The 22,623-nt window shown below is 41.4% G+C and carries 18 protein-coding genes; 11 read left to right on the top strand and 7 right to left on the bottom strand.

What is annotated here, in order from left to right; genetic code table 11:
* Nucleotides 1-40: 40 nt before the first annotated feature.
* Genes DL796_RS09520 through DL796_RS09510 form a run of 3 tightly spaced genes read right to left on the bottom strand, consistent with a single transcriptional unit; the run spans nt 41 to nt 3,743 of the window.
* Nucleotides 41-946, bottom strand: a complete 906-nt coding sequence (locus DL796_RS09520) for an HpcH/HpaI aldolase/citrate lyase family protein (protein ID WP_110201484.1) — start codon at nt 944-946, stop codon at nt 41-43.
* Entirely contained in the window at nt 946-2,625 is a 1,680-nt protein-coding gene (locus DL796_RS09515) for an acyl-CoA synthetase (protein ID WP_265090371.1), read from the bottom strand. The genes DL796_RS09520 and DL796_RS09515 overlap by 1 nt, the downstream gene beginning before the upstream one ends.
* Nucleotides 2,625-3,743: an HpcH/HpaI aldolase/citrate lyase family protein gene (locus DL796_RS09510; protein WP_170114262.1), complete on the bottom strand. Its 1,119-nt coding sequence runs from the start codon at nt 3,741-3,743 to the stop codon at nt 2,625-2,627. The genes DL796_RS09515 and DL796_RS09510 overlap by 1 nt, the downstream gene beginning before the upstream one ends.
* A gap of 166 nt (nt 3,744-3,909) precedes the next feature.
* Between DL796_RS09510 and DL796_RS09505 the strand changes: the two genes are divergently transcribed.
* On the top strand, nt 3,910-4,902 hold the full coding sequence (locus DL796_RS09505; protein WP_170114246.1) for an HpcH/HpaI aldolase/citrate lyase family protein: 993 nt from the start codon (nt 3,910-3,912) through the stop codon (nt 4,900-4,902).
* Between the two features lie 59 nt (nt 4,903-4,961).
* Here the strand turns inward: DL796_RS09505 and DL796_RS09500 are convergent, their stop codons facing one another.
* The 3 genes from DL796_RS09500 to DL796_RS09490 form a co-directional block, all read right to left on the bottom strand.
* On the bottom strand, nt 4,962-7,223 hold the full coding sequence (locus tag DL796_RS09500; RefSeq protein ID WP_110201482.1) for a carbohydrate binding family 9 domain-containing protein: 2,262 nt from the start codon (nt 7,221-7,223) through the stop codon (nt 4,962-4,964).
* A 101-nt stretch (nt 7,224-7,324) separates the two neighbouring features.
* On the bottom strand, nt 7,325-7,621 hold the full coding sequence (locus DL796_RS09495) for a peptidylprolyl isomerase (RefSeq protein WP_110201481.1): 297 nt from the start codon (nt 7,619-7,621) through the stop codon (nt 7,325-7,327).
* 58 nt (nt 7,622-7,679) lie between these two features.
* The gene (locus DL796_RS09490; RefSeq protein ID WP_110201480.1) at nt 7,680-8,987 is read right to left on the bottom strand and encodes a choice-of-anchor H family protein; all 1,308 of its coding nucleotides are present in this window, start codon (nt 8,985-8,987) and stop codon (nt 7,680-7,682) included.
* A 236-nt stretch (nt 8,988-9,223) separates the two neighbouring features.
* On the opposite strand from DL796_RS09490, the gene DL796_RS09485 reads away from it, so the two are divergent.
* Both DL796_RS09485 and DL796_RS09480 read left to right on the top strand, forming a co-directional pair.
* On the top strand, nt 9,224-9,949 hold the full coding sequence (locus DL796_RS09485; RefSeq protein WP_110201479.1) for an FAD-binding oxidoreductase: 726 nt from the start codon (nt 9,224-9,226) through the stop codon (nt 9,947-9,949).
* A 113-nt stretch (nt 9,950-10,062) separates the two neighbouring features.
* Nucleotides 10,063-11,787, top strand: a complete 1,725-nt coding sequence (locus tag DL796_RS09480) for a dipeptidyl-peptidase 3 family protein (protein WP_110201478.1) — start codon at nt 10,063-10,065, stop codon at nt 11,785-11,787.
* A 56-nt stretch (nt 11,788-11,843) separates the two neighbouring features.
* Here the strand turns inward: DL796_RS09480 and DL796_RS09475 are convergent, their stop codons facing one another.
* Nucleotides 11,844-13,616, bottom strand: a complete 1,773-nt coding sequence (locus DL796_RS09475) for a DUF7927 domain-containing protein (RefSeq protein ID WP_196597996.1) — start codon at nt 13,614-13,616, stop codon at nt 11,844-11,846.
* 119 nt (nt 13,617-13,735) lie between these two features.
* On the opposite strand from DL796_RS09475, the gene tusD reads away from it, so the two are divergent.
* The 8 genes from tusD (at nt 13,736) to DL796_RS09435 (ending at nt 22,587) form a co-directional block, all read left to right on the top strand.
* Nucleotides 13,736-14,128, top strand: coding sequence for a sulfurtransferase complex subunit TusD (gene tusD / locus DL796_RS09470; protein WP_110201476.1), 393 nt, complete (start codon nt 13,736-13,738; stop codon nt 14,126-14,128).
* A gap of 19 nt (nt 14,129-14,147) precedes the next feature.
* Nucleotides 14,148-14,507 carry a sulfurtransferase complex subunit TusC gene (tusC, locus tag DL796_RS09465; RefSeq protein ID WP_110201809.1) on the top strand — a complete coding sequence of 120 codons (360 nt, stop codon included), beginning with the start codon at nt 14,148-14,150 and terminating at the stop codon, nt 14,505-14,507.
* Between the two features lie 9 nt (nt 14,508-14,516).
* A complete protein-coding gene (tusB, locus tag DL796_RS09460; RefSeq protein ID WP_110201475.1) occupies nt 14,517-14,774 on the top strand; it encodes a sulfurtransferase complex subunit TusB in 258 nt (85 codons plus the stop codon).
* The gene (locus DL796_RS09455; RefSeq protein ID WP_110201474.1) at nt 14,771-15,097 is read left to right on the top strand and encodes a TusE/DsrC/DsvC family sulfur relay protein; all 327 of its coding nucleotides are present in this window, start codon (nt 14,771-14,773) and stop codon (nt 15,095-15,097) included. Before tusB ends, DL796_RS09455 begins: the two co-directional genes overlap by 4 nt.
* A 132-nt stretch (nt 15,098-15,229) precedes the next feature.
* Nucleotides 15,230-15,889 carry an MlaC/ttg2D family ABC transporter substrate-binding protein gene (locus DL796_RS09450; RefSeq protein WP_110201473.1) on the top strand — a complete coding sequence of 220 codons (660 nt, stop codon included), beginning with the start codon at nt 15,230-15,232 and terminating at the stop codon, nt 15,887-15,889.
* A gap of 466 nt (nt 15,890-16,355) precedes the next feature.
* Nucleotides 16,356-17,288 (top strand): hypothetical protein, encoded by a 933-nt coding sequence (locus DL796_RS09445; protein WP_110201472.1) that lies wholly within the window; start codon nt 16,356-16,358, stop codon nt 17,286-17,288.
* A gap of 602 nt (nt 17,289-17,890) precedes the next feature.
* Nucleotides 17,891-22,159: an RHS repeat-associated core domain-containing protein gene (locus DL796_RS09440; RefSeq protein ID WP_110201471.1), complete on the top strand. Its 4,269-nt coding sequence runs from the start codon at nt 17,891-17,893 to the stop codon at nt 22,157-22,159.
* Nucleotides 22,150-22,587, top strand: coding sequence for a hypothetical protein (locus tag DL796_RS09435; protein ID WP_110201470.1), 438 nt, complete (start codon nt 22,150-22,152; stop codon nt 22,585-22,587). Before DL796_RS09440 ends, DL796_RS09435 begins: the two co-directional genes overlap by 10 nt.
* Nucleotides 22,588-22,623 lie beyond the last annotated feature (36 nt).

The following is a 22,623-nucleotide window of genomic DNA, read 5'->3' as shown; positions in this document are numbered from 1 at the left end:
AATCCCTACTTAATCCTATAACTCGGCTCTGTGACTTATCCTAGCGCACAGCGCCTAACAGCTCGCCTTGCCCAAGTTCGGTCACCCTGTTATATAAGCATATCACTCTTTCGGCCCACTCACGCAACGATGGCTCAATCAGTCTATCATCAATAACGGCAACACTACGCCCTTCTTGATTGGCTTTTTCTATAGCGTCAATAATCGCCCGTGCTTTAGCGATATCGGCTTGTTTAGGAGTGAAGGCATCGTTGGTATAGTCCAACTGTATCGGGTGCACTACAGCTTTACCGTCGTATCCCAGATCTCGTGCCTGACGACAGGAAAACTCACAAGCTTCAACGCTTTTGAGATCAAAATGAGGGCCATCGATAATACATTTTTTAAAAGCCCTAGCAGCTAAGATCACGATCGACAAGCTGGTCAAGAGCCCGATTCTGTCTGGCGTTTGATTGATTTTCAAGCCATTAGCGAGATTCGTCGTGCCCATAATCACTGCTACTAAACGCTCACTTGCGCCACAAATCTCTTCTGCATGTAAAACACCAAGGGGACTGGCAATGTTAACCATAATATCGACTTTCTTGTGAAGGCTTTTATCAATAGTTTCTATCGCGTTAAGCAACTCTTGCTTCGACTCAATGTGAGGCAATAAAACAGCGTCAATATCTAAGTCTGCGATGACTTTTAAGTCATCATCAGCCCACTCACTGTCCAGTGGATTAATCCGGACTACTAACTCTGAGTGCTGATAATCCGTAGACTTCAGTAGTTCCTGTCGCAAAAGTTGACGACCAGTTTCTTTGTGCTCAGGTGGCACTGACTCTTGAAAATCAAAAATTATACTATCAGCATCAAGTGTTCGCGCTTTCTCCATATACCGCTCTACATGAGTTGGGACATAAAGCATTGTTCGACGTGGGCGAAATTTGTTCATCGTTTCCATTAGCTTAAACCTTTGCTTTTAATTTCTTGAATCAATTGTTTGCGTAGAACTTTTCCGTTCTTGGTTCTAGGGTACTCTTGCATAAAGTGGACTTTCTTAGGGGCTTTGTATTTCGCTAAATGCTGTAAACCAAAATCGATAAGCTGTTGCTCAGCAAGCTCCGCTTGTGCTTCTGGAATAACACAAATAGAGACTAAGGTTTTATCTGGCCCCACTTCTTCGCCAATAGCAACACAATCAGCTATCTCTGGATGAGACTTAAACACTCGCTCCACTTCATGGGGCGACACACGAAAGCCAAAGGTATTGATAATGTCATCTTTACGCCCCAGAAACCATATATAACCATTGTTATCTTGACGCGCATAGTCGCCAGTATAAAACCAGCCATCGTGTCGAGCTTTTACGGTTTCTTCAGGCAGGTTCCAGTATTCTAAAAACAACCCTGGATCATCCTCGTGAATACAAATCATGCCCTCTTTGCCTGTTTCTACAGGCTTCGATTCGGCATCGAGAAGTTGCACAAGATGTCCTGGCTGGACAAAACCTGCTGCCCCAGGAACCACTTTGGCGTCTTTGTTCTGCGAAATGTAATAAGACACTTCCGACATACCGATAGCTTCATAAATCGGCCGACCAAATCGTTGCTCCCAAAGCGACTGCATTTCGTCAGAAAGATGCTCGCCGGCGCTCATGCAGTGTTTTAAGGATGGTAAATCGTCACCGGTATAATTCGTTTTTTGTGCAATCTGGCGGTAAATAGTCGGCACGCCAATAAAGATGGTGCACTGATGCTTTTTAATCAACTCAGGCCAAGTGGTGGCATCATTCTGCCCTTCATAAGCTATAACCGTGTGGCCATGAAAAAGGGGGTCCATCAATGCAGAGCCGAGTACATAGGTCCAGTTAAACTTACCTGAATGCATAATTCGCTCTGTCTGCTTATCGTCTAAATCAAACCAATAACGACTCGCAGGTAATCTTCCAAGCAAAGCTCTTTGTGCGTGCAACACACCTTTGGGAAAGCCAGTGGTACCAGATGTATAGACAAGATAAGCAGGATCGTTAACACTTGTTTTGTGACACTCGAAATCATCGCTAAAGCGATCTAAGTCACTAGTTAAATCAACCACTGTAACCTTGTTATCGGTTGATATTGAAGGGCTGCCACTATCCTTCTGACTGCTATCGTCCTCACCACAAAGTAACACCAGCTCAATATGAGTATCTGCAAGCTCTGGCTCAAGTTCGCGCCACATGGCGCTATCTGTTACTAGCACCTTAGCGGTGGAATCTTTTGCTAAATAAGCTACTTCACTAGCAGCGAGTAGCGTCGAGGTTGGAACTGCAATAGCGCCGTATTTGATGCAGCCAAAAAAAGCCACAGGATAATCGATTGAGTTTGGCAGACGAATAAGCACTCGATCTTGAAGTGAAATTCCATAATGCTCGAGCAGATTGGCAAACTGCGAGGTCAGCTTTGTTAAAGCATTATAGGAAACGCTATTAGCTGTGCCATTAACTTGATCTTCAATTATTAAAGCATCCTGCTCACCTTTTTCTGTACCAGAGTGCTGATCAACACAAGCTTCGCAAATATTAAAATACTCAGGCAAGTTCCAGCGCCAGTCGCCCTCTTTGCCTTGGCTTAAAATAGAATCAAACGAGTACTTCATCATTAAATCATTCCGTATGGCCAGTTTTCGCGTATAACGTGAACCGGCAGTCGCTTAATCACTTCTAAAGCAAATGCTTTATCCTTTTCTTCCAACGAACACAGTGCATAAGCACGCAATAAACTTTGTAAGGCTTTACCAAACATCGGGGGATCAAGCATTTCACCTTCAAACTTAATTGCGCCACCGAGTAACGCATCAGCTGCTATGGCAGCCTCTAATATTTGAACATTTCGTTGAATTTGCAGTGGCGATGGCGTGAACGCGGTTTTACACAAGTGAATATGGTAAGGATGAATGACTTGTTTACCAGTTAAGCCCATCTGCGCTTCGACAAGTGCGTGCTGATGGACCACGTGCGACTCATGCTCCCCATGTAAATCCAGCCAGCGACGAACTTCATTAGGCTCGATGTATGACTCAGGCATCGGTGTTTTGTTAATTAAGACTTCAACACCACCGATCACCCCTTTTCCGGCAATACGCGCTTCAAACAGCAACATACGCAAGTAAGTTTTCAGTTCATCAATCCAGCCTTCGGGCGTTAAATGAATCGCCATAGCTTTTGAGAAGTCATGAATTCCAAAAACCACATGGCGAACCGTTGAGTACTGCATCAGATCCGGCGAAATTTTTAAGGAGCGCGGGTGTTCGATAATGGGTTGAATTTCAATCTTAGGATTAACACCAACGAGCCAAGCCGATAAATCACGAATCTCAGCAGCGCCATACACTTCGCCAGCTTTGGCAAGCACGATAACATCAATAAATTCGGCACATTCTTTTATGAGGGATAAATCTTTGTCGTACTCGTCTGTACGGAAGGGGTTGATACGTAGGGCTATTTGAAACTGTCGTTCTTCGAAGAGCGGGAGTTCTTTCCTTAATAATTCTCGGCTCATTTCCTTTTGCCGACAGCCATCCTCTAAATCAAATAATAAGGTATGAGCCTTAGTGTTATGAGCATGCTTTCGCATACGGTTCGAAGCTTGCTCCATGGTTTCATAAACTCCATCGGCTGGAGAATACTTAACTGGCGGATAATACAGCTGAATTCCTGGCCAATATCCCCCTAATACCATTTGCTCATCGACATTTTCTAAAAAAGAATGTTCCTGCATCACTTCATCTAATCCGACCAGTTGTGTTGATAAATAAACCACATTCAAACGCTTATTTCAAATTATTGTTTGAATTTTTCTAATCAGTAGTTAGTATAAGGCAAAAGATAGCTAATGAAGGTTTTACTTCGTTTTTGCTATACACTTGATTTATAAGGAGAAAATAGTGAGCTCAATGGTTCATCCTAATACCGCCCTGTTCAATGCTGAAAAGCAACTGCCGGTTATTCCTAGTTGCGAACATTTCGCAGGTAACGAAAAACTCATCACTAAAGCGCTAGAGCTTCAAGATAAGTTTGGCCCTATTTTTGATATTACGTGCGACTGTGAAGACGGCGCCCAAGCCGGTAAAGAAAAAGAGCACGCTGAAATGATCGCTAGAGTCTTATCCAGTGATCTCAATAAACACAATATGGCAGGCGTTAGAATTCATGATTACAGTCATGATCATTGGCGCGCGGACATCGATATTCTTATGCCTGCAATTGGTGATCGAGTGGCCTACTTTACCCTCCCTAAAACCAATAATGCCGTCAATATCCAAGAAATGGTGGATTATATTAAAGCTAAAGCCAAAGAGCATGGCATCGAACGCGAAATTCCTATTCACGTCTTAATCGAAACACATGGCGCCTTAAAAGAAGCTTGGGAAATAGCCGCGATTGAATGGGTCCAGGTATTGGATTTTGGCATGATGGACTTCGTTAGTGATCATCAAGGCGCCATTCCAGCTTCTTGTATGCGCAGTCCCGGTCAGTTTGAACACCCTCTTCTTGCGCGAGCCAAAGTCGATATGGTGACAGCAGCTTTAGCTAATAACGTGGTGCCATCGCATAATGTTACATTAGACTTAAAGAATCCCTACCAAACCTATAAAGATGCTGAACGAGCTCGTAATGACTTTGGCTTTTTACGTATGTGGAGTATTTATCCGACACAAATTAAGTCCATCGTAGATGCCATGAAGCCCGACTATTCTGAGGTGAACGATGCCTGCAATATACTGATAGCTGCTCAAGACAATCACTGGGGACCTATCCAATACGATGGGGAACTGCACGATAGAGCGACTTATCGTTATTACTGGCAATTACTTCAAAGAGCACAAGTTACAGGCTTGGATATTCCACAGGAAGCGCAGAAACGATTCTTTGATTAAAGTCTTATTGACTAGATTACCGACAATAAAAAAACGCGCTCAAGGCGCGTTTTTTATGATTACAGCTGAAAAGCATAACTGAACTTGGTAAATATTGATTTGCCCGTTCTCTCAAACTCGTTAACCGTATCATTTTCAAAACCATTATCAGAAACGCCGAAGTAAAAGGCTGTTCGCGGATTCCATTTATAGGTATAGAGCAGTTGACGACTTACTCTTGTATCTTCACTTACTTGCTCAGGATTCGAATATAACTCTGTGTTATATTCAACATCTTTATAGCGAACGATCAGACGTAAGTAACTCTTGTCATCAAAATGGTAGTTGGTTTCTAGATTAAAAATCGTCGCATCAAATAGCGCCTCGCTACCTATATCAAAATCAGTTTTATTGATATCAGCGCCTATATACCAGTGCTTGTTAAACTGCCAATTCGAATATACGCCATATCTTAGCGCCTTACCCAGGCGAGCATGACGAAAGTCGATCGCATCCTCAGAAAGAACATTAAACCCGACACTTAACTGTCCTACCGGTCTTAAACTACCCTCAAACCACTGATAATCTCTATAAAACCATTGGTCTGCAAAATACTCATCACTCGTTCCCGCGCCAACCATAAAATAAGACCGCAATCGCCCATCAACTGTAAAATGAACTTCTTTTTGCTCTTCATATTTTTGACCAGAGGTTAGATGGCGCTCTTTATATTCACCACCCACTTTATATTCATAGAAAAAGTCACCCTCGTCGCCATACCAACGATAACCTACACCACCGACATCCTTGGTGTTACCGACGATGGCAAGAAAGCCTAAATCAGTTCTAAAGTCATCATCGAAATCCGCATGTGTCAGATACCAATTCCAGTGTTTATCACGATGGCTATAGTTCAACTCGAAGCCCCGTCCTGTCGTTTTTGGAGCTAAGCCAAACCGCTGCTGCATATCCTCAGTATTCTTCGAATCTGAGTGCATGATCTGATAACGCAATGTTCCTGCGTCATAAAGCTTTTGGCTTCCATCGATGGATAAGACCGTGTTTTCATAGTCACCCGCTGAGCGATTCGTAGCCAAAAAGCCCAGCTGTGAGTTATCACCGACATCTAACGAATAACGAGCAACAGCAACATCACTTTCAACATCCTGCATATTGTCGTCTTGCAAAGTGTACAAACTCGAGCTTTGTGCCCCAGGGATAATGAAACTTGTAGTTCTGTCGCTGGCGACTAACACCCCGTACGAATGCGCATCATTTTTACCGGTATATTTAACACCGTAGTCAGGATCTGCAATATTTCTGGTGTGGAGCAAGTTATAGCGTGTACTAAAGTACTCAGCACCATCTAAGAAGAAAGGACGTTTCTCTGAGTAAAATAGTGAAAAACGATTATTAACATCAAGCTGCACTTCATCTGTTTCGACCTGTGAAAAGTCTGGGTTAACAGTGGCGTTCAATACAGAGTTATCCGTCACACCCCAGCGGAAATCCATTCCAGTATCGTAATCCACACCGTCACCCTGCCAGTCAGTTTGTGCAGGTGGCGCCCTAAACTCAGATTTGTTGGCCGCGACATATGGCGTTAATTCGATATTGTTACCACTGACAATATCGTTTAGCCCCTTAGCTTTGCCGATTTGGCATAAAGTACAACTTAAGTCGCGATCGTTTGGTGAATAGGCAAAACGATGGTTAACATCTCTAGGGTAAAACCTAACAAAGTCGATTCCCCAAGTTTTGGCGCCTTTGGAATTCGGGAAACGCAACACCTTAAAAGGAACCTCAATTTCAACCACATAGCCAAAATCAGTGATTTGCCCAGCACTACTCCAGATGCCATCCCAAGAGCTATCTTCACGTTTTAAAACATCATCCTCGATACTATCACTTTGAATCCCGAGCGGGCTCACAAAGAAATTATAGGCCTTACGTTCGTCATTAAAAGTATCTACTTTAAAGCCCACAATATCCTCGCCATAGATTTCATCACGCTTTTTATAGGATGCTTGGATTTTTTCAGGGTTTGGGTCGTATGCTTTTATCGCAACATACAAAGACTCACCATTTTCGATGACGTACGCGGTGGTCCTAACTCCTGGCTTAATGTTCTGCCCAGGCTGAGTTTCGTAACGAAAATCGACCGCGGTAGCATCTTGCCAAAAAGCTTCATCAAGCTTACCGTCAACCTTAATCGCTTGGTCTGTTTTGGGAATATTGATTTCCGATGTTTGAGCTACTTCCGCCCCTACGTCGTCCTCAGCAAACGCCACGATAGGTGAGAACAGCGAAACGAGTAATACTAGTCGGTGAAACTGGCTCATAAAAATATTATTCTTCTTCGATAAAGTGCTTCATTATAACGGTTTGTCTTAAGATTTGGACGAAGTTTGTAACAAAACTTTTCGTCAGATTTGCATTAAATTTAAACCGTCTCGGGTACAGACTCCTCGCGCTCGATAATTTCTATTAGGTGGTAACCAAAGCTTGTTTTGACAGGGCCGTGAACGACCTTCAGAGGTTGGCTAAAAACCACCTCATCGAACGCTGCAACCATCATACCTTTGCGAAATATGCCGAGCTCCCCACCTCGTGAGGCAGAGGGACACTGGGAATGCTTTGAAGCCATGAGTGAGAACTCGGCTCCAGAATCGATTTCCTTTTTAATGTTTTGGCAGAGCTTTTTATCAGATACTAAAATATGCCTTGCTGATGCTTTCATAATGACTCCCCTTTTCAAGCACCAGCAAGACTACACTAATTTAGATGTTTTTTGTAGTTTAACGCTTAACTTTTCGTCTCCAAGCCCCTAATAATGCTAAGAAAACTAGGGTTAAGGCACCTGTGCTACCCCCACCTGAACCTGAGCTTGTCGTTGAGCTAGGCGGATTAGGATCTGACTGGCGAGTGTCGTTATTAGCGTCTTCTAATGGTACTTGCAGTAAAGATGAAAACTCTGGTGAAACATCATCCAAGACTTCCCCTGTATCCGCATCAATAACTTCTAACCTAAAGTCGTAATAATTTGCAGGATAACCTGATTGCCAATCACCACTGATCTCATAGACATCATCGGCGCTAAAGCCATTTACTGTAAAGACATCTGTCGTGGTTTCAAACAGCCATTGGTTGCCGTTACTGCGCTGGTATAGGTTGACATAAACGTCACGTGAATTGCTGTTTTCCGTATCAACATCAAAGGAAATCGTAAACTCACGATAGAACCCATCGCCATCAGCATCAGTAAAGATCTCTGTTTTTACGCTATCAACATAAGTATCTGTGTAAACTCCGCTAGACTCATAAGTTTTATCTTCTAATGGCAAGTTGGTTAAATCATAGTCGTTATAAGGGCTTAAGGTATCGACCACACCATAGTAACCGTACTCAAACAAATCGATTAGAACCTCGTAACTCCCTGGTGGGAAACCAGTATTCAGCCGTGTAGTTACGCTGTACTCATCAGAGCTGTAATCTGAGTAGATTTCAAAAACATTCGTGGTGTAATAGTGAGTCCACTCTGCATCACCGACTCTACGGATAAACAACTCGGCATAAACGTCAAAATAGTCGCTATAAGACGAATCCACGTCAAAATCTACACGCAACTTACTGTAATACCCATCGCCATCGAGGTCATCATAAAGATAGACTGCGCCATCATGGATATAAAGGTGATTACTACCGTATTTCTCGGCATTACCTGACGATTTTGCTAAGGTGCTATTCGCTTGGCGATGCTTTTGTATTTCAGCACGCGTTTTCTTTGCCTTGTTATTAAAGTCTAAAGCTTGGAACGCCTTGAGCTCTTGCTTTAAATTCTTGGCAGACTTCTGATTGCTATAGGTGTTGGTGCGCTGAAGCGAGGCGCTAGTATTAAATAGCGGTGGTTTACTGACAGTGATCGCATCGCTTTTGTCGTTAACAGTGGTCGTTGTCGCTGCTCGCTTTGCGATAGCCTTCGTTATGGTCGCACTTGTCTCACTACCCACAGCAACCGGTTCTTTTTCTGGTGCCGCACTCGCGCTGGTGCTCGCTAACATAACCGCCAGAGCAACTGCAGAATATTGTATGGTTTTATTTAACATCACTGTCTCCTATCGTTAATTACCCCTTTAACATGCGCACCGCTTAACTTATGACAGCTAATCATGGCGTTCACTCGGGAGCCTGATTAACAGTAGAACAAATGTGAAATGAACCATAACTGAATCAAAATTGACAAAAGTTTATATTTAGCCTGATTTTGGCCTGCCTAGATATTTACATGAGGTTTTATATAATAGGTGCCAAAATCCAATTCTGGAAACAACCAAGGTCAATAATGGCAATTCCTAGCTACAAAGTTCGCCTAGAAACGAATGAACCGATTACTCCAAATGTACGAAAGCTTGTTTTTCGTTTAGAAGATCCGAAAACGATTACTTATAAACAAGGACAGTTCGTTTCTTTTATGCTTGGCACCGAGGACGGTCGCCCCATTAAGCGAAGCTACTCAATCGCCAATATGGAAACCGATGGTGTTGACTCAACCTATATTGAGTTTGTGATTTCTTACGTTGAAGGCGGAAAAGCAAGCGAACTTTTCTTCAACGCGGAACCTGGCAAAGAAATGGAGATGACCGGACCATTTGGCCTGCTTTGCTTAACCGAAGAGTTACCTAAACGGGTGTTTTTAGTGGGAACAGGTACTGGCGTCGCGCCGTATAGAAGTATGATCGAGCAAATGAGAACTCGAACCGATACAGAGTTTCACATTCTGTTTGGCGCACAATATCTAGAAGATATGTTTTACTTGGACGATTTCAAAGCAGTCGCGTTGCTGGATCATGTCCACTTCCACCCTTGCTTGAGCCGTGAAGAAAAGCCCGGCTGCTTTTCTGGCTATGTCCAGCATAAACTCGCTGAGCTGAATCCAAACCCTGAAACTGATATCGCTTACCTTTGTGGCAACCCGAATATGGTCGATGAAGTCTTTGAAATGCTTAAAGATAAAGACTTTGGCGTTAAGCAGGTGAAGCGTGAGAAGTACGTGTTTAGTCGTTTTTAGAAGGCTCTCTTAGGTAATCTTTATTGGTGAACATCAACTCGGAAAGATTACCTTATGCTGTGGTAATATAAGCTCCATTGACACCTTAAAGCTTTACAACAATAGGATAAGGCATGAAAAAATTTAATAATATATCAATCTGTGCTTTGAGTTTTTCAGTACTGATGGCGTTAGGCGCCTGCTCTGATAACTCAGACAAAGCAACTGAAAAAGCCACCAATGACGTTAAAACAGAACGAGCTCTTGTTCAGTCAGAAGCAACACAAGAATCAAGCGATAAGGTTAACGAAGAGTATTCCCGCTTCGACATTTATGCACCTTTCACGCTAACCAGTGACTTGAGCCACCTTTCGGATAATCAAAAAGAAATGATTGGGCTGTTGATTGAAGCCGGTGAAATCATGGATGGCCTATTCTGGAAACAGGCTTATGGTAACAAGCAAGAGCTATTAGCAAGCATCGAAGATCCTAAAGCTAAAAAGTTTGCTCAAATTAACTATGGTCCTTGGGACAGGCTGGATAACAATAAACCTTTTCTTGAAGGCTATGACAAAAAAAGCAAAGGCGCCGAGTTTTATCCAGATGATATGACGGTTACCGAGTTTGAGAACTGGGAACAAGAAGGTAAAAAAGGTCTATACACACTGGTTAGACGCGATGACAAAGGTAATTTGGCCTTAGTCCCCTATTCTACAGCCTTTAAAGAAGAACTGCTAAAAGCTAGCGAACTTTTACATAAAGCATCTGAGCTTGCTGAAGATAAAGATTTTAAAAACTACCTAAAACTACGCGCTGATGCTTTAATCACTGATAACTACCAGCCGTCTGACTTTGCTTGGATGGACATGAAAAACAATCCTGTCGAAGTCGTTATTGGTCCTATTGAAACCTATGAAGATCAGCTGTTTGGTTATCGCGCTTCGTTCTCAGCGTATGTCTTAATTAAAGATCTTGAGTGGAGTGAGCGCCTGTCTCGTTTTGCCGCCTTTTTACCAGAGCTTCAAAAGGGCCTACCAGTCGAGCAAAAGTATAAACAAGAAATGCCTGGAACGGATAGTGACTTAAATGCCTATGACGTGGTGTTTTATGCGGGCGACAGCAACGCTGGCTCAAAAACTATTGCGATCAACTTGCCTAACGATGAAAAAGTGCAACTGGCCAAAGGTACCCGTCGCTTACAGCTGAAAAACGCTATGCGCGCTAAGTTCGACAAAATCCTAGTGCCTATTGCTGACGAGTTGATTGCTGAAGACCAGCGTAAACACATCACCTTCGATGCATTCTTCGCTAACACCATGTTCCACGAAGTTGCTCATGGCCTAGGTATTAAGAATACCATTAATGATAAAGGTACTGTGCGTAGCGCTCTTAAAGAAACTGCATCAGCCCTAGAAGAAGGCAAAGCTGATATTCTTGGTCTTTATATGATCAGCAAGCTTTATGAGAAAGGAGAAATTAAAGAAGGTGAACTGATGGATAACTATGTCACCTTCTTAGCCGGCATCTTCCGCTCAGTTCGATTTGGCGCTAGCAGTGCCCATGGTAAAGCTAACATGGTTCGCTTCAATTTCTTTAAAGACAAAGGTGCTTTCGAGCGCGATGAAGAAACTGGCCAATACAGCGTCAACTTCGACAAAATGACGCAAGCGATGAACGACTTATCAGAAACCATTCTTGTGATTCAAGGAAACGGCGATTATGAAGCCGCTAAAAACTTGTTGAACAACCAAGGGGGTATTAGCAAGCAGCTAGCAGCTGATTTAAAACACCTTGAAGAAAAACAAATCCCTGTAGACGTGACTTTTAAACAGGGTAAAGAGGTTCTTGGTTTAAAGTAACCGCTCCAAAAATCTGAACTAACTTAAAACGCCACTATTGCAGTGGCGTTTTTTTGTTAGAAGCTTGAAGGGTCCGTGTCATAAATAACAGGGATAATAACCGTTATAGCGCTGTCTTTGTCTAAATTTATCGTTTGGTTATAGTTTTGACCGGATATTGATTGTGCGCCACAATTTCCCGTTCCCGTCGTAACCGAGCACGAAATAACCCCACTAATCGTCAACCCCGAAGGCAATGAGTCAGACACTTGCATACCATTAACTGTATGGGGCCCCGAGTTAGACACCACAATAGTATAGCTAGAGCTCTGTCCCGGAGTATAACTTACAGATGAATCATCTTTTGTGACTGAGATATCGGCTAGGCAGCCAGCAGAAATGACTGTAGCGTCATCATCATCAGTCGCTCCATCGCTATCACTATCCACTCCATCGTCTCGACCTGGATCATCTGTAAGTTCGGTTATTTGATTAAGATTATCAATATCTCCAATAACCGACGCATCATCAATCGGATCCATATTTAATTGCCCCTGATTGCTGATAGAGCTAAGCGCACATATCGACATATCGGAATTCACTCTTGCACGGTACTGTAAAGTCACAGTGCCAGATGCAGGCACACTACCCTGCCACTCAAGTCGCCCTGCGGTCGAGTTATAAGTCAAACTTCCGCTCGAAGCTGACACTACCGAATCAAAACTTACGTTTGCATCCAGCACATCTATAAACTCAGGCTCAGTACTCGTGGGATTATTAACTTGTGCAAAATCATCTTGTTGATTAGTTATCGTCACCGTATAGGTCAGTAGCTCACCAGGGCCAGCGATTCCATCGCTATCTTCATCAGTGACCGTTTTAGTTGCAGTTAAAAATTCTAAAACCCCGAAGCTAACATTTTCAAAAGCAAACCAAGAAACAGCTTCGTCAATACCCGTCCTATCAACATCGGTCACTTGGTCTTCATCCATATGCACAAAGAAGTTGGTCAGCCCAATCTCCGTCCCACACAATCTAACCCAGCTGCCATCACCACCAGCCATCGTATTATGTTTTGCAATAACATTTGGAATCGAAGTGTAACTAGCCCCTATGTTTATAATCTGGCACTCGTCGTTGTGTCTGTCGACGATTCGATCTACTACGCCCGCCGAGTATCTATTGCCGTTATTGAGACCACTCACTGGTTCGATTGCCATCCACCCAATTACTTCGGTAGCATGAGAATTCTCAGCTTCACCGCCCTCAAGAGTTAAGCTGAACCCGGTAATATCTGGCAAGGTGTTTCTGTTGGTTGATGGTCCCCAAACAGAAGAAGTCACCCAGTCAGCTTCATTAAAACTGCTGACGCTATGGATGATGGCTGGGCGAGTTGTGTAGTTGTGGCTGAACGAGATGACGTCTCTGGCTGAGCCTGAACCGGCCTTGCTTCTTAATGTGTTCGTGGGGTGGTTATAAGCTTCAACCTTGGTTCCATCTGGAAATACCCAAGTCCCTTGCTCAATGACTATCCATTGGACTGATTCACTTACCCACGGGACAACCGGACAGGTGTTTGCCGCTGGTGGTGTTGTGCCAGCATACCGATTAAACGACTCGCAGGGGCTTTGAACGCCAATTTCGAAGCTGTTTCCACTTACATTACGAATTCTTGCCGATAGTGAATTGACGTTGTTGTGACTAACCGGACCAGCAATCACCACAGGGTTTACATAAGACTTTTGGAGGTTAACTGTGACCCAACCACCATTATCAAGGGTGGTTGTTACTTGCGCTTCACCTGTTTCGAAAAAAGCAGTAGCACTCGCTTTAACACTTATAACACTCAAAATAAGCGTTACGCAAAGTATATAAATATACCGCCCAAGGTTCTTCATGTATGCGCACCTAACAATTTGTTTTTAATTACTATAAAATATCCATACTAATCTATTTGTTTAAACGCTGTATGGCAACTTTTTCTTTATTGGTTACTGCAAGCCCACATTCTGCACAAGGTCAGTTTAGCGCTATTCAATTTGCCAAAAGCTTGTTGTCAGTAGGCCATGAGCTCAAACGCGTATTTTTTTATGGTGATGGCGTTTTGGTGGCTAGTCGTTTAAACCACCCGCCTTCTGACGAGTATAATTTAACCAAGTCATGGGCAAAACTAGCGATTGAGCACGATTTTGAGTTAGTCGCTTGTGTCACAGTAGCCATGAAGCGCGGCATTACCAATGCAGTAGAAGCGGATCGCAACGCCCTAACGGGTGATAACCTAGACCCAGCTTTCGAAATTAGCGGCTTAGGGCAATTAACCGAAGCCATGCTTGAAAGCGATCGGCTTATAACGTTTGGATGAACTTCGTGAGATATTCATTATGAGTAAATCCCTATCAATCATCTTCAATAAAGCCCCTTATGGCTCGCAGTCTGGCCGCGAGTTACTCGATATTGCTCTAATGGCCGCGGCTTTTGACATGGAAATAAAAGCTTTGTTTATTGAAGATGGCGTTTATCAGTTGCTCGATAACCAGCAACCCGATGTGCTCTATATGAAGAATCATAGCCCAACCTTTAAGGCGCTGGATTTATATGGCATCGAAACACGCTTAATTGCGGAGCATGATTTGGTTGAGCGTGGCATCACCCAGGAGCAGCTTTTGCCAGTTGCCGAAACCACCTCACAAGAAACCATCAAGCAAGTCATCTCTGAGTCTGACTTTGTCTTTATGCTATAAGCACTATTTATGAAAACACTCTATATTCTGAATAAACCAAGCCTACTGTCACAATGTCAATCAGCCATGAGCGCGGACGACGGCCTAATTCTTATCGAAGATGCAGTGATTGTAGCAGCACAAGAAAAGCCAATGTCGCAGTATTACGTAATTGAAGAGGATCTCATAGCCAGAGGTTTAAAGCCCAAGGAAGGTTGGACAATTAAGGACTACGAAGGATTTGTCGAACTCACTTTAGCCTATGATAAAACGGTGACTTGGCTATGAGTGTTGACCTCACCACTCTTCCCCGTGATAAAGAAGGATATCTAACTGACTCATCGGTGTGGAATGAGGCGGTTGCAACCGCTATCGCCGAAGAAGAAGGTATTGAGTTAAACGAAGATCACTGGCAGGTAGTCCAGTACGTCAGACAATTCTACGTTGAGTTTAACACTAGCCCCTCGATCCGCCCTTTGGTTAAGTATTTAGCTAATCAGTGGTCTACAGAAAAAGGTAATAGTATTTATCTCCACATATTATTCCCTGAAGGCCCAGCCAAACAAGCCACCAAGATTGCGGGGCTTCCAAAGCCAGCCCGCTGTATTTAAAACTCGCTCTATTGTGAGAACTAAGACCTAAAGCCATTAAGCATTAGTTCAGGTCGATTGTTTAAGATGGTCGGCAAAGGTAAAATAACAACCACTTTATTAGTGTCAGACATCCTTATTTAAGGGGAAACCATGAAACATCTTGCGTCTAAAGCTTTGATTGCTTTAACATTTTTAACCTACAGCCTATCTAGTTTGGCGTTCGAAGATCCTAAAATTCACCTAGAGACGGTGACTCAAAAAATCAGTACTGAGATTTTAAACAATAAAGAAAAGATTAAAACTGACTCAGAATATGCCAAAAGTCTGATTCGCGACTACTTATTACCTGAAGTCGACAGTGAGTATATGGCAAAACGAATCCTTGGTAAGACATATTGGACGCAAGCCACCGCAGAGCAACGTGAAAAATTTATCAAAGAATTCATAGGCTTACTTTTAAATAGCTACTCTAAAGGCCTTGCTAACTATGATGGTCAGCCAATTACTTATGATGACACTCAATACTCAAAAAGTGGCAATCTAGCCAACGTGCGCTCAACCATACAACCGAACGAAGGCGAACCTATCATTATTGATTATCGCTTAAAGGTTCAACCGGATGAAACTTGGTTAGTCACTGATGTGATAATTGAAGGCGTCAGTATGGCTAAAAGCTATGCTAACCAATACCGTGAGCAAATTTCTAAAGTGGGATTAGAGGAAACATTAAAGCAACTCGAAGCTGAAAACCAGCGAGCTAAGGAAGCCACAGAAATTAGTGACGTTAACGAAACAGGCGATAACTCTTAAAAGATAGTTACCACTAAACCTGATATTAAAAAAGCCACCTGAGGGCAAGGGGTTCAGTAAAACTGGACTTTTTGATAAGAGGTTTGAAAGCCACTTCTAAAATACTTAGGGGTGGCTTTTTTGTAGTATATACGTATATGACCATAGTTGACAAACCGGTGCATACATAGCTTTCAGTTAGGTTGTGGCAATTCATTAGAAAATTTTAAAGCGATTAAAGTTAACAAGCCTTTGAGATTCAATGCCATTGCCTTAACTAGAGTCAAACTCCTGCCAGCAAAGCAACTTAGTATTGTGTCTTAAGATAAATCCCTAGATTAGAATTCCAGCAACCTTGGAGATGTATGCCTTTTTAAGGATGCTGGTGCTAGTAAGCAAGTTTTAAGAGAAGGATTGAATATTGTAGCTTAGATAATGATGTGCTTAAATCTCATTACGCTAATTACAAGAATAGGAATGCAAGCGAATGTCCACCACCAAAGATCAAAATGCTCTTTTTAATCTATTTAACCTAGTAGTTATTTTATTGGGAGCAATATGTCTATTTGTTGCCCAGACGAAAATGTTAGAGGGGTATCCAACTATTAAGATATTCTTAAATAATGCAGGAACCTCTGGATTTGTAGCAGTATTGCTAATCTATACAGTCGAAAAATTCTCTAGACAAAAGCAGCAGAATGCTGCAAATAAATTAGCTGAAGAGTTAAATCGAGATGTTGTACAAGCTGTATATAAAAGACACATCCCCAAAAGTGTTATGACTGAAGTTGAAAAATGTCTTTTACAATCAAATATTTCTCGGGAAAATTATGAGGTTATCTACACGATTAAAGAAATGAAAATAGGTAATGCCTTTGGTGAACTGGATGAGAATATAATTACCGAGATTGCCAAGAAGTATTATCTCTGTGAAATTATATTAAAGTACTCATTGAAGAATATAAGTACTACAAAGCAAAAACATACAGTAGAGTTTAATCTTGAGTCTCCAATTGATCCAGAGTACAAAGCATTGGTTAAAATTAGAAAAATGAAGATTGGTGAAAACCAGCTGACCGAAGATGAAATTGCAGAAAGCTCTAATACTGAAGGAGATGATCAGGTATCATTTAGCAGAGAAGTTGTACTTGACCCAGGGGAGACAATAGTAGTTCAAGGCGAAGGGAGTCTAATAAAGCAACACCTAGATTCAGAGCTTTGGGTTTGCATGCAGCCAACCGAGGGGATGCGTTTGACAGTTTCAAATAATATTGAAGGTCTGAATGTGTACGCTAAGGCTAACCATTTCCAAGAGTTAGAGTCTGTTTGTAATGATAATAGCACCCTCATATGGATGTTACCGTATGGTATCTTTCCTTATCAGTCTGTAACGCTCTGGTGGGAATGTGATAGCAACTAGATGGAACTAACTGTTGATAAACACCTCAAACACTATATAATCCGAAAATCGATATTTCTTGATATTCCTTGCTAACGGACATATCATGAATATATGCAGGTAAACCGCAAAAAGGGGAAAATATGAAACATATTCAACAATCAGGTAACTTTTTAGTAGGTGCTGGCTCTGGAGGCTAGGATAAGCTTGCTCATTCAAATTCTCAAAAAACCCGCTTAGCGGGTTTTTTTGTATAATACTGTAAAAAATCTATACTTCTGATTAATAAGGATTTTTTCAAGATGTCATCACCTGTTATGAGCTGTATGAATTAACTTGACTCTCTTCAAGCTTTTAACGGTACCTGCCTCAAGTATCTGCCTATACAATGCCCTTAAGTTACTTTAAAAGCCTAGCTAAATGCATCAGCTAGATGCCCCATCCGAGAAGATTTGCGTCAAATTACACAAGGAAGTACTCCCTTTCAATTTGAACCGTACTTGTAAGGTATATCTTACAAGTAGTATGGCTTTTCACTGAATATTCTATGCGAATTTGCATCAGCTATTGACCTAAAGTCAGTCCTAGGCGATAAATACAAAAAATATAAAAGGACTACCTTTATGAAAAGGCTCATTATTGTAATTTTCACTACTTTGTTCCTGTTTTCTCCACTTACTTCTGAAATTGTTATAGCTGATGAGGCAGAAAGAATAATCGTTCGTGGTCAAAGAACCACCTGCCCACCAGGTACGATAATGGTAATGCGTACCTTTGTAAGTTATGGATGTGTTCGCCTAGGTAGCGGAGCCTTTCGAGGTATGACGTACTCTGGTGGGTATGGTTCTGGTGGCGGAGGTGATTCCTCTTTAACCGAGACTCCAGAGTCAGAGGATAAAGAGTCTGATCCCGATCAGTGTGAAAAAGGTAATCCAATCTTAATAGGAACAGGGAATAAGCTTCAAACAGATGTAGATTTTATAGGCATGGGAGAGTTTCCGTTAACCGTTGTGAGAAATTACAATAACTTCTCTAATCACAGTGGTGTTTTCGGAAACAAATGGATTGCAAGCTTTGAATCTAAACTCACTTTTAATGGGAGTTATCCGTATTACTCAATAGATAAACACGGTGCCCAAGGCGAAATTATAAGATACTACGTGGACAGCGGGTTTCCTTCAGGAGGCTTTTATCAAGCTAGGAATAATGATGTTGTCAATACAGTCCAAAGACAGTCTGATGGAGGTTATAAACTCAGCGCAGGTTCTGGATATTCCGAAAAATATAACTCAAGTGGTAAGTTATTAGAAAAACGTTTCCCGGGAGGTATCACTCACACTTACAGTTATACAAATGGAAATTTAACAAAAATCACCCACTCTTCGGGTAGGTTTATAGCTTTAAACTGGAGTTCGGGAAAGGTTTCTAGTCTAACGGATAATGCAGGAAATAATTATACCTATAGTTATTCTGGGGGATATTTGGCTGGAGCATCTAAGCCTGGCTCCCCATCAGTTACACGGACGTATATTTATGGAGATTCTAGATTCCCCGGGGCTCTAACACAAATCAATATTAACGGCACTAAATATGCAACCTTTGCCTATAATTCTAGTGGGAAAGGTAAGTCAACATCTCACTGGGCATCTTCATCCACAGAAGTAGAAAAGTACCAATTCTCGTTTGGAACCAATCTTACAACTGTAACTAACCCACTAGGACACAGTGATCGTTATCGATATCAGGAAATCAACGGCGTCAATAAGTTAGTGAAAGTTGAACGGTTATACTCTCCTAACTGTCCGTCAGCAAATAAAAATATTGCTTACGACTCAAAAGGTATGACTGACTACACTTTAGACTGGAAAGGTGTAAAGACAGACTATACATATAATGATAATGGCCAGTTATTAAGTCAAACTTATGCCAAGGGAACTCCAGACGAAAAAACTACATACTTCACATGGAATAATGGGGAAAGCTATGTAACAAAAATTGAAACCTTAGATTTGAGAACCGAGTATGAATATGACTCACTTGCAAGAGTAACTAAAACGACTCTTACAAACTTATCTCAGCATGGAGTAGCTGCTGAAAAACGGATAGTGTCGACAAGCTATACTAGTCACAGCAATGGAGTCACAGCATCAAAAACTATTGATGGGCCAAGAACTGATGTAGCTGATACTACCACTCTCTATTATGACAACAAAGGAAACCTAACGAGCATCCAAAACTCTAAGGGTCATACCGTTACGTACAGTAATTATGACTCTTTGGGTAATCCTCGTAGAATAACTTCCGTCAATGGTTTAATTACAGACTACACGTATGATGCCCAAGGAAAAATTCTAACTCAAAAAGTACATCATCTCAAAGGCTTACAAACTACGAGCTTCACATATAACGCATTAGGTTTAATCACTCGCGTAGATTTGCCTGATGGTAACTTTGTTAGAAATGTCTATGACCAAGCTTACAGGTTAACCAAAACACTTGATAGAGTTGGCTCATACATTCTTTACACTAGAAATGCTAACAGTGATGTTATTAGCAGAAAAATAATGAAGGAATTTACAGTTGTAGTTATGCCACCGCCCGACTGCGGAGGATTTGAACCCTTTATGACACTTGACGAGGGTATATCCAATCAACTTAGAACTCTTCTTGGCAACTGTGAGCCGACCGTCACTACAGAGTTCCGGTCAATAAAAACTGATAACTACCAGTATGATGCTATGGGACGTCTACAAAAGGCTCTAGGTGTGAATGGCCAGGTAGCCGATTACCAGTATGACGATAACAGTAATATTTCACAAGTGGTTGATTCTTATGGCAATTCCACTGTATATTCTTATGATGCTCTCAATCGGGTCAAATCTGTTACAGATCCGAGTGGTAAGGTGACACAATATTCTTACGATAATGGTGGAAGAACTGCTTCAGTTACCGATGCTCGTGGCTTAACAACCACCTACAAGTACTCTGGCTTTGGTGAGCTAGAAGAAATTATAAGTCCTGATACAGGTGTAACAACTTACAGTTATAATAAAGCTGGTCAAGTCACACAGATTATTAGAGGTAGTGGCATCACGTCTAACTTTACCTATGACGCTATAGGTCGAATTAAGACCGAAAGCAGTGGCTCTAGCTCCAAAACATATGCTTATGACTCTGGTACCAACCGATTAGGAAGGCTTTACTATGTTAATGACTCTTCTGGGCAGACAGTATATTGGTATGACAGCGTTGGAAATATTACTCGTAAACGTTCAAAGATTGATGGAATCTACTATAATACTTACTATGCTTATGATGGCATGAATCGTGTTACTCAAGTGACATATCCATCTGGACACAAGATCTTATATTCTTATGATAATAAAGGACAAATATCTCAGGTTAGTTACAATGACGGGGCGAGCACTATAAATGTTGTAAGCGACATCAAATACCTGCCATTTGGGCCAACTAAAGAATATCAGTATGGAAATGGGATATATCGATTTATTGATTACGACGTAAGCTTTAGGCCAACTCGTATTTATAGTCACCCTGTTCAAGACCTAAGCTATACTTACGATAATAATAACAATATTACTAAGATTCAAAACTCAAAAATTTCTAGTAACACCCAGACCTATACCTATGACTCTTTGAATAGACTTAAAACAGCCAATTCTGCGTCAAAAGGTAACTATTCGTATTACTATGACTCTGTAGGCAATAGAACTAAACACTACAAAAATGGGGTTTTGCAAAAAACATACTCCTACTCTAGTACAAGCAACCAACTTACCCAAACAACAAGTGGTGGCTTAATAGCACCTTATAATTATAACAGTAATGGTAATTTGTCAGCGACTAGTAATGAAAGTTTTACTTATAACTCTGAAAATAGGCTTTCTCAGTACAGTAAATCAGGCCAAACTACACAATTTAAACACAATGCCATGGGGCAGCGAACATCCAAGTCCAGTAGTTATGGTACTTATCATTACTTATATGACGAGACAGGTTTACTCATAGCTGAGCATGATTCAAGTAGCACAGTCTTAAAAGAGTATGTTTATTTGCACGGTAAAATAATCGGGGTAATAAAAAACAACGTACTTTACTACGTTCATAATGACCATTTGGGAAGAGCTGAAAGAATTTCTAATGGGACTCAATCTACCGTTTGGAGGGCAAGTAATTATGAATTCGATAGAGTAGTAGAACAAGATAGTATCGGTAATTATAACCCTGGATTTCCTGGACAGTATTTTGATCAAGAAACTGGGTTATATTACAACTACTTTAGGGATTACGACCCAAGTATAGGGCGTTATATTCAATCTGATCCAATTGGTCAAACAGGAGGAATAAATACTTACACCTATGTAAACAATATGCCGACCTCTTATATTGACCCCTTAGGTTTGAAAATTTCTTGTGCAGGCTTGGTGGATCAGATGATGGCAATTATTAGTCATCCGAAAATGGTTGACAGAGGTCAGCTCGGCGGCTTTTTTATGGGTGCGGCGTATAATTTAGCCCGAAATGGAAATACTCGTAATACTCAAACATCAGGGTTTAGGCCTGAATTAGTTTCAGGTGGTCAAAATGGAGATGTAATAAGACATGTCTACATGAATGCTGGCGGGGTTGTAACTGGTGGCAATGCTGCATACAGTGTATATGGTGGTATGCAGGCTTTGGATCATGCAGATTTGGCTAGAGGATCAAAAACGCCAGAAGCTATGGCAGAAATGGCTGGTAACTTAGCAGGAGCAAAAGTCGGAGATGCGATTAATAAGAGCTTCGATAAAATAAAGAACGGCTCTGAATGTGAAAAGCAAACTGCTATTGACCAACTTAAAAGTCAGATTGGTGATATTTTATGCAATTGAAGAAAATAATTATTATTTTAGTATCCGTGCTTATTACAGCATTGAGTTATTACGCTGGGTGGTGGAAAGGCGAAAGTAGAGTGCTCTATAAAGAAAGTAAAGGCGAAGTAACAATAATGATATATCGATCAGGGAGTTTCATCTCTGGTTATCAAGCAGAGCTTTCAGTAGATAACTTGGTTGGTGAAACTATAAATATTCCAATGTTTAAATTTTATGACTCGCCAAATGACTGGAGAGGTTTTATCGATGAAATATACTGGATTAATGACAAAGAAATTGTCATTAAATTTCATCCTAGCTTATTTGCCCACAACAAGAAAATGTATCTCTTACAAAGTAAAAAGAGTGATGTATTTGGTGGCGTTAAAGTTATATTTAATGTCCCAAATGATAGTGAGATAAATAAGTATGAAAAGATGCATTAAGTTTAACTTCACATTTGCATAGTTATAACCATAACA

Source organism: Kangiella spongicola (genome assembly GCF_003194565.2).
Lineage (GTDB): Bacteria > Pseudomonadota > Gammaproteobacteria > Enterobacterales > Kangiellaceae > Kangiella > Kangiella spongicola.
The sequence above is the reverse complement of the archived record's forward strand: the minus strand, read 5'-3'. Positions and strand labels throughout refer to the sequence as shown.

Excerpts from the sequence above, each read along its gene's own strand:
- DL796_RS09520 (WP_110201484.1), bottom strand. The coding sequence starts at position 946 with ATGGAAACGATGAACAAATTTCGCCCACGTCGAACAATGCTTTATGTC.
- DL796_RS09515 (WP_265090371.1), bottom strand. The coding sequence starts at position 2,625 with ATGATGAAGTACTCGTTTGATTCTATTTTAAGCCAAGGCAAAGAGGGC.
- DL796_RS09510 (WP_170114262.1), bottom strand. The coding sequence starts at position 3,743 with ATGCAGGAACATTCTTTTTTAGAAAATGTCGATGAGCAAATGGTATTA.
- DL796_RS09500 (WP_110201482.1), bottom strand. The coding sequence starts at position 7,223 with ATGAGCCAGTTTCACCGACTAGTATTACTCGTTTCGCTGTTCTCACCT.
- DL796_RS09495 (WP_110201481.1), bottom strand. The coding sequence starts at position 7,621 with ATGAAAGCATCAGCAAGGCATATTTTAGTATCTGATAAAAAGCTCTGC.
- DL796_RS09490 (WP_110201480.1), bottom strand. The coding sequence starts at position 8,987 with ATGTTAAATAAAACCATACAATATTCTGCAGTTGCTCTGGCGGTTATG.
- DL796_RS09485 (WP_110201479.1), top strand. The coding sequence starts at position 9,224 with ATGGCAATTCCTAGCTACAAAGTTCGCCTAGAAACGAATGAACCGATT.
- DL796_RS09480 (WP_110201478.1), top strand. The coding sequence starts at position 10,063 with ATGAAAAAATTTAATAATATATCAATCTGTGCTTTGAGTTTTTCAGTA.
- tusD (WP_110201476.1), top strand. The coding sequence starts at position 13,736 with ATGGCAACTTTTTCTTTATTGGTTACTGCAAGCCCACATTCTGCACAA.
- tusC (WP_110201809.1), top strand. The coding sequence starts at position 14,148 with ATGAGTAAATCCCTATCAATCATCTTCAATAAAGCCCCTTATGGCTCG.
- tusB (WP_110201475.1), top strand. The coding sequence starts at position 14,517 with ATGAAAACACTCTATATTCTGAATAAACCAAGCCTACTGTCACAATGT.
- DL796_RS09455 (WP_110201474.1), top strand. The coding sequence starts at position 14,771 with ATGAGTGTTGACCTCACCACTCTTCCCCGTGATAAAGAAGGATATCTA.
- DL796_RS09450 (WP_110201473.1), top strand. The coding sequence starts at position 15,230 with ATGAAACATCTTGCGTCTAAAGCTTTGATTGCTTTAACATTTTTAACC.
- DL796_RS09445 (WP_110201472.1), top strand. The coding sequence starts at position 16,356 with ATGTCCACCACCAAAGATCAAAATGCTCTTTTTAATCTATTTAACCTA.
- DL796_RS09440 (WP_110201471.1), top strand. The coding sequence starts at position 17,891 with ATGAAAAGGCTCATTATTGTAATTTTCACTACTTTGTTCCTGTTTTCT.
- DL796_RS09435 (WP_110201470.1), top strand. The coding sequence starts at position 22,150 with ATGCAATTGAAGAAAATAATTATTATTTTAGTATCCGTGCTTATTACA.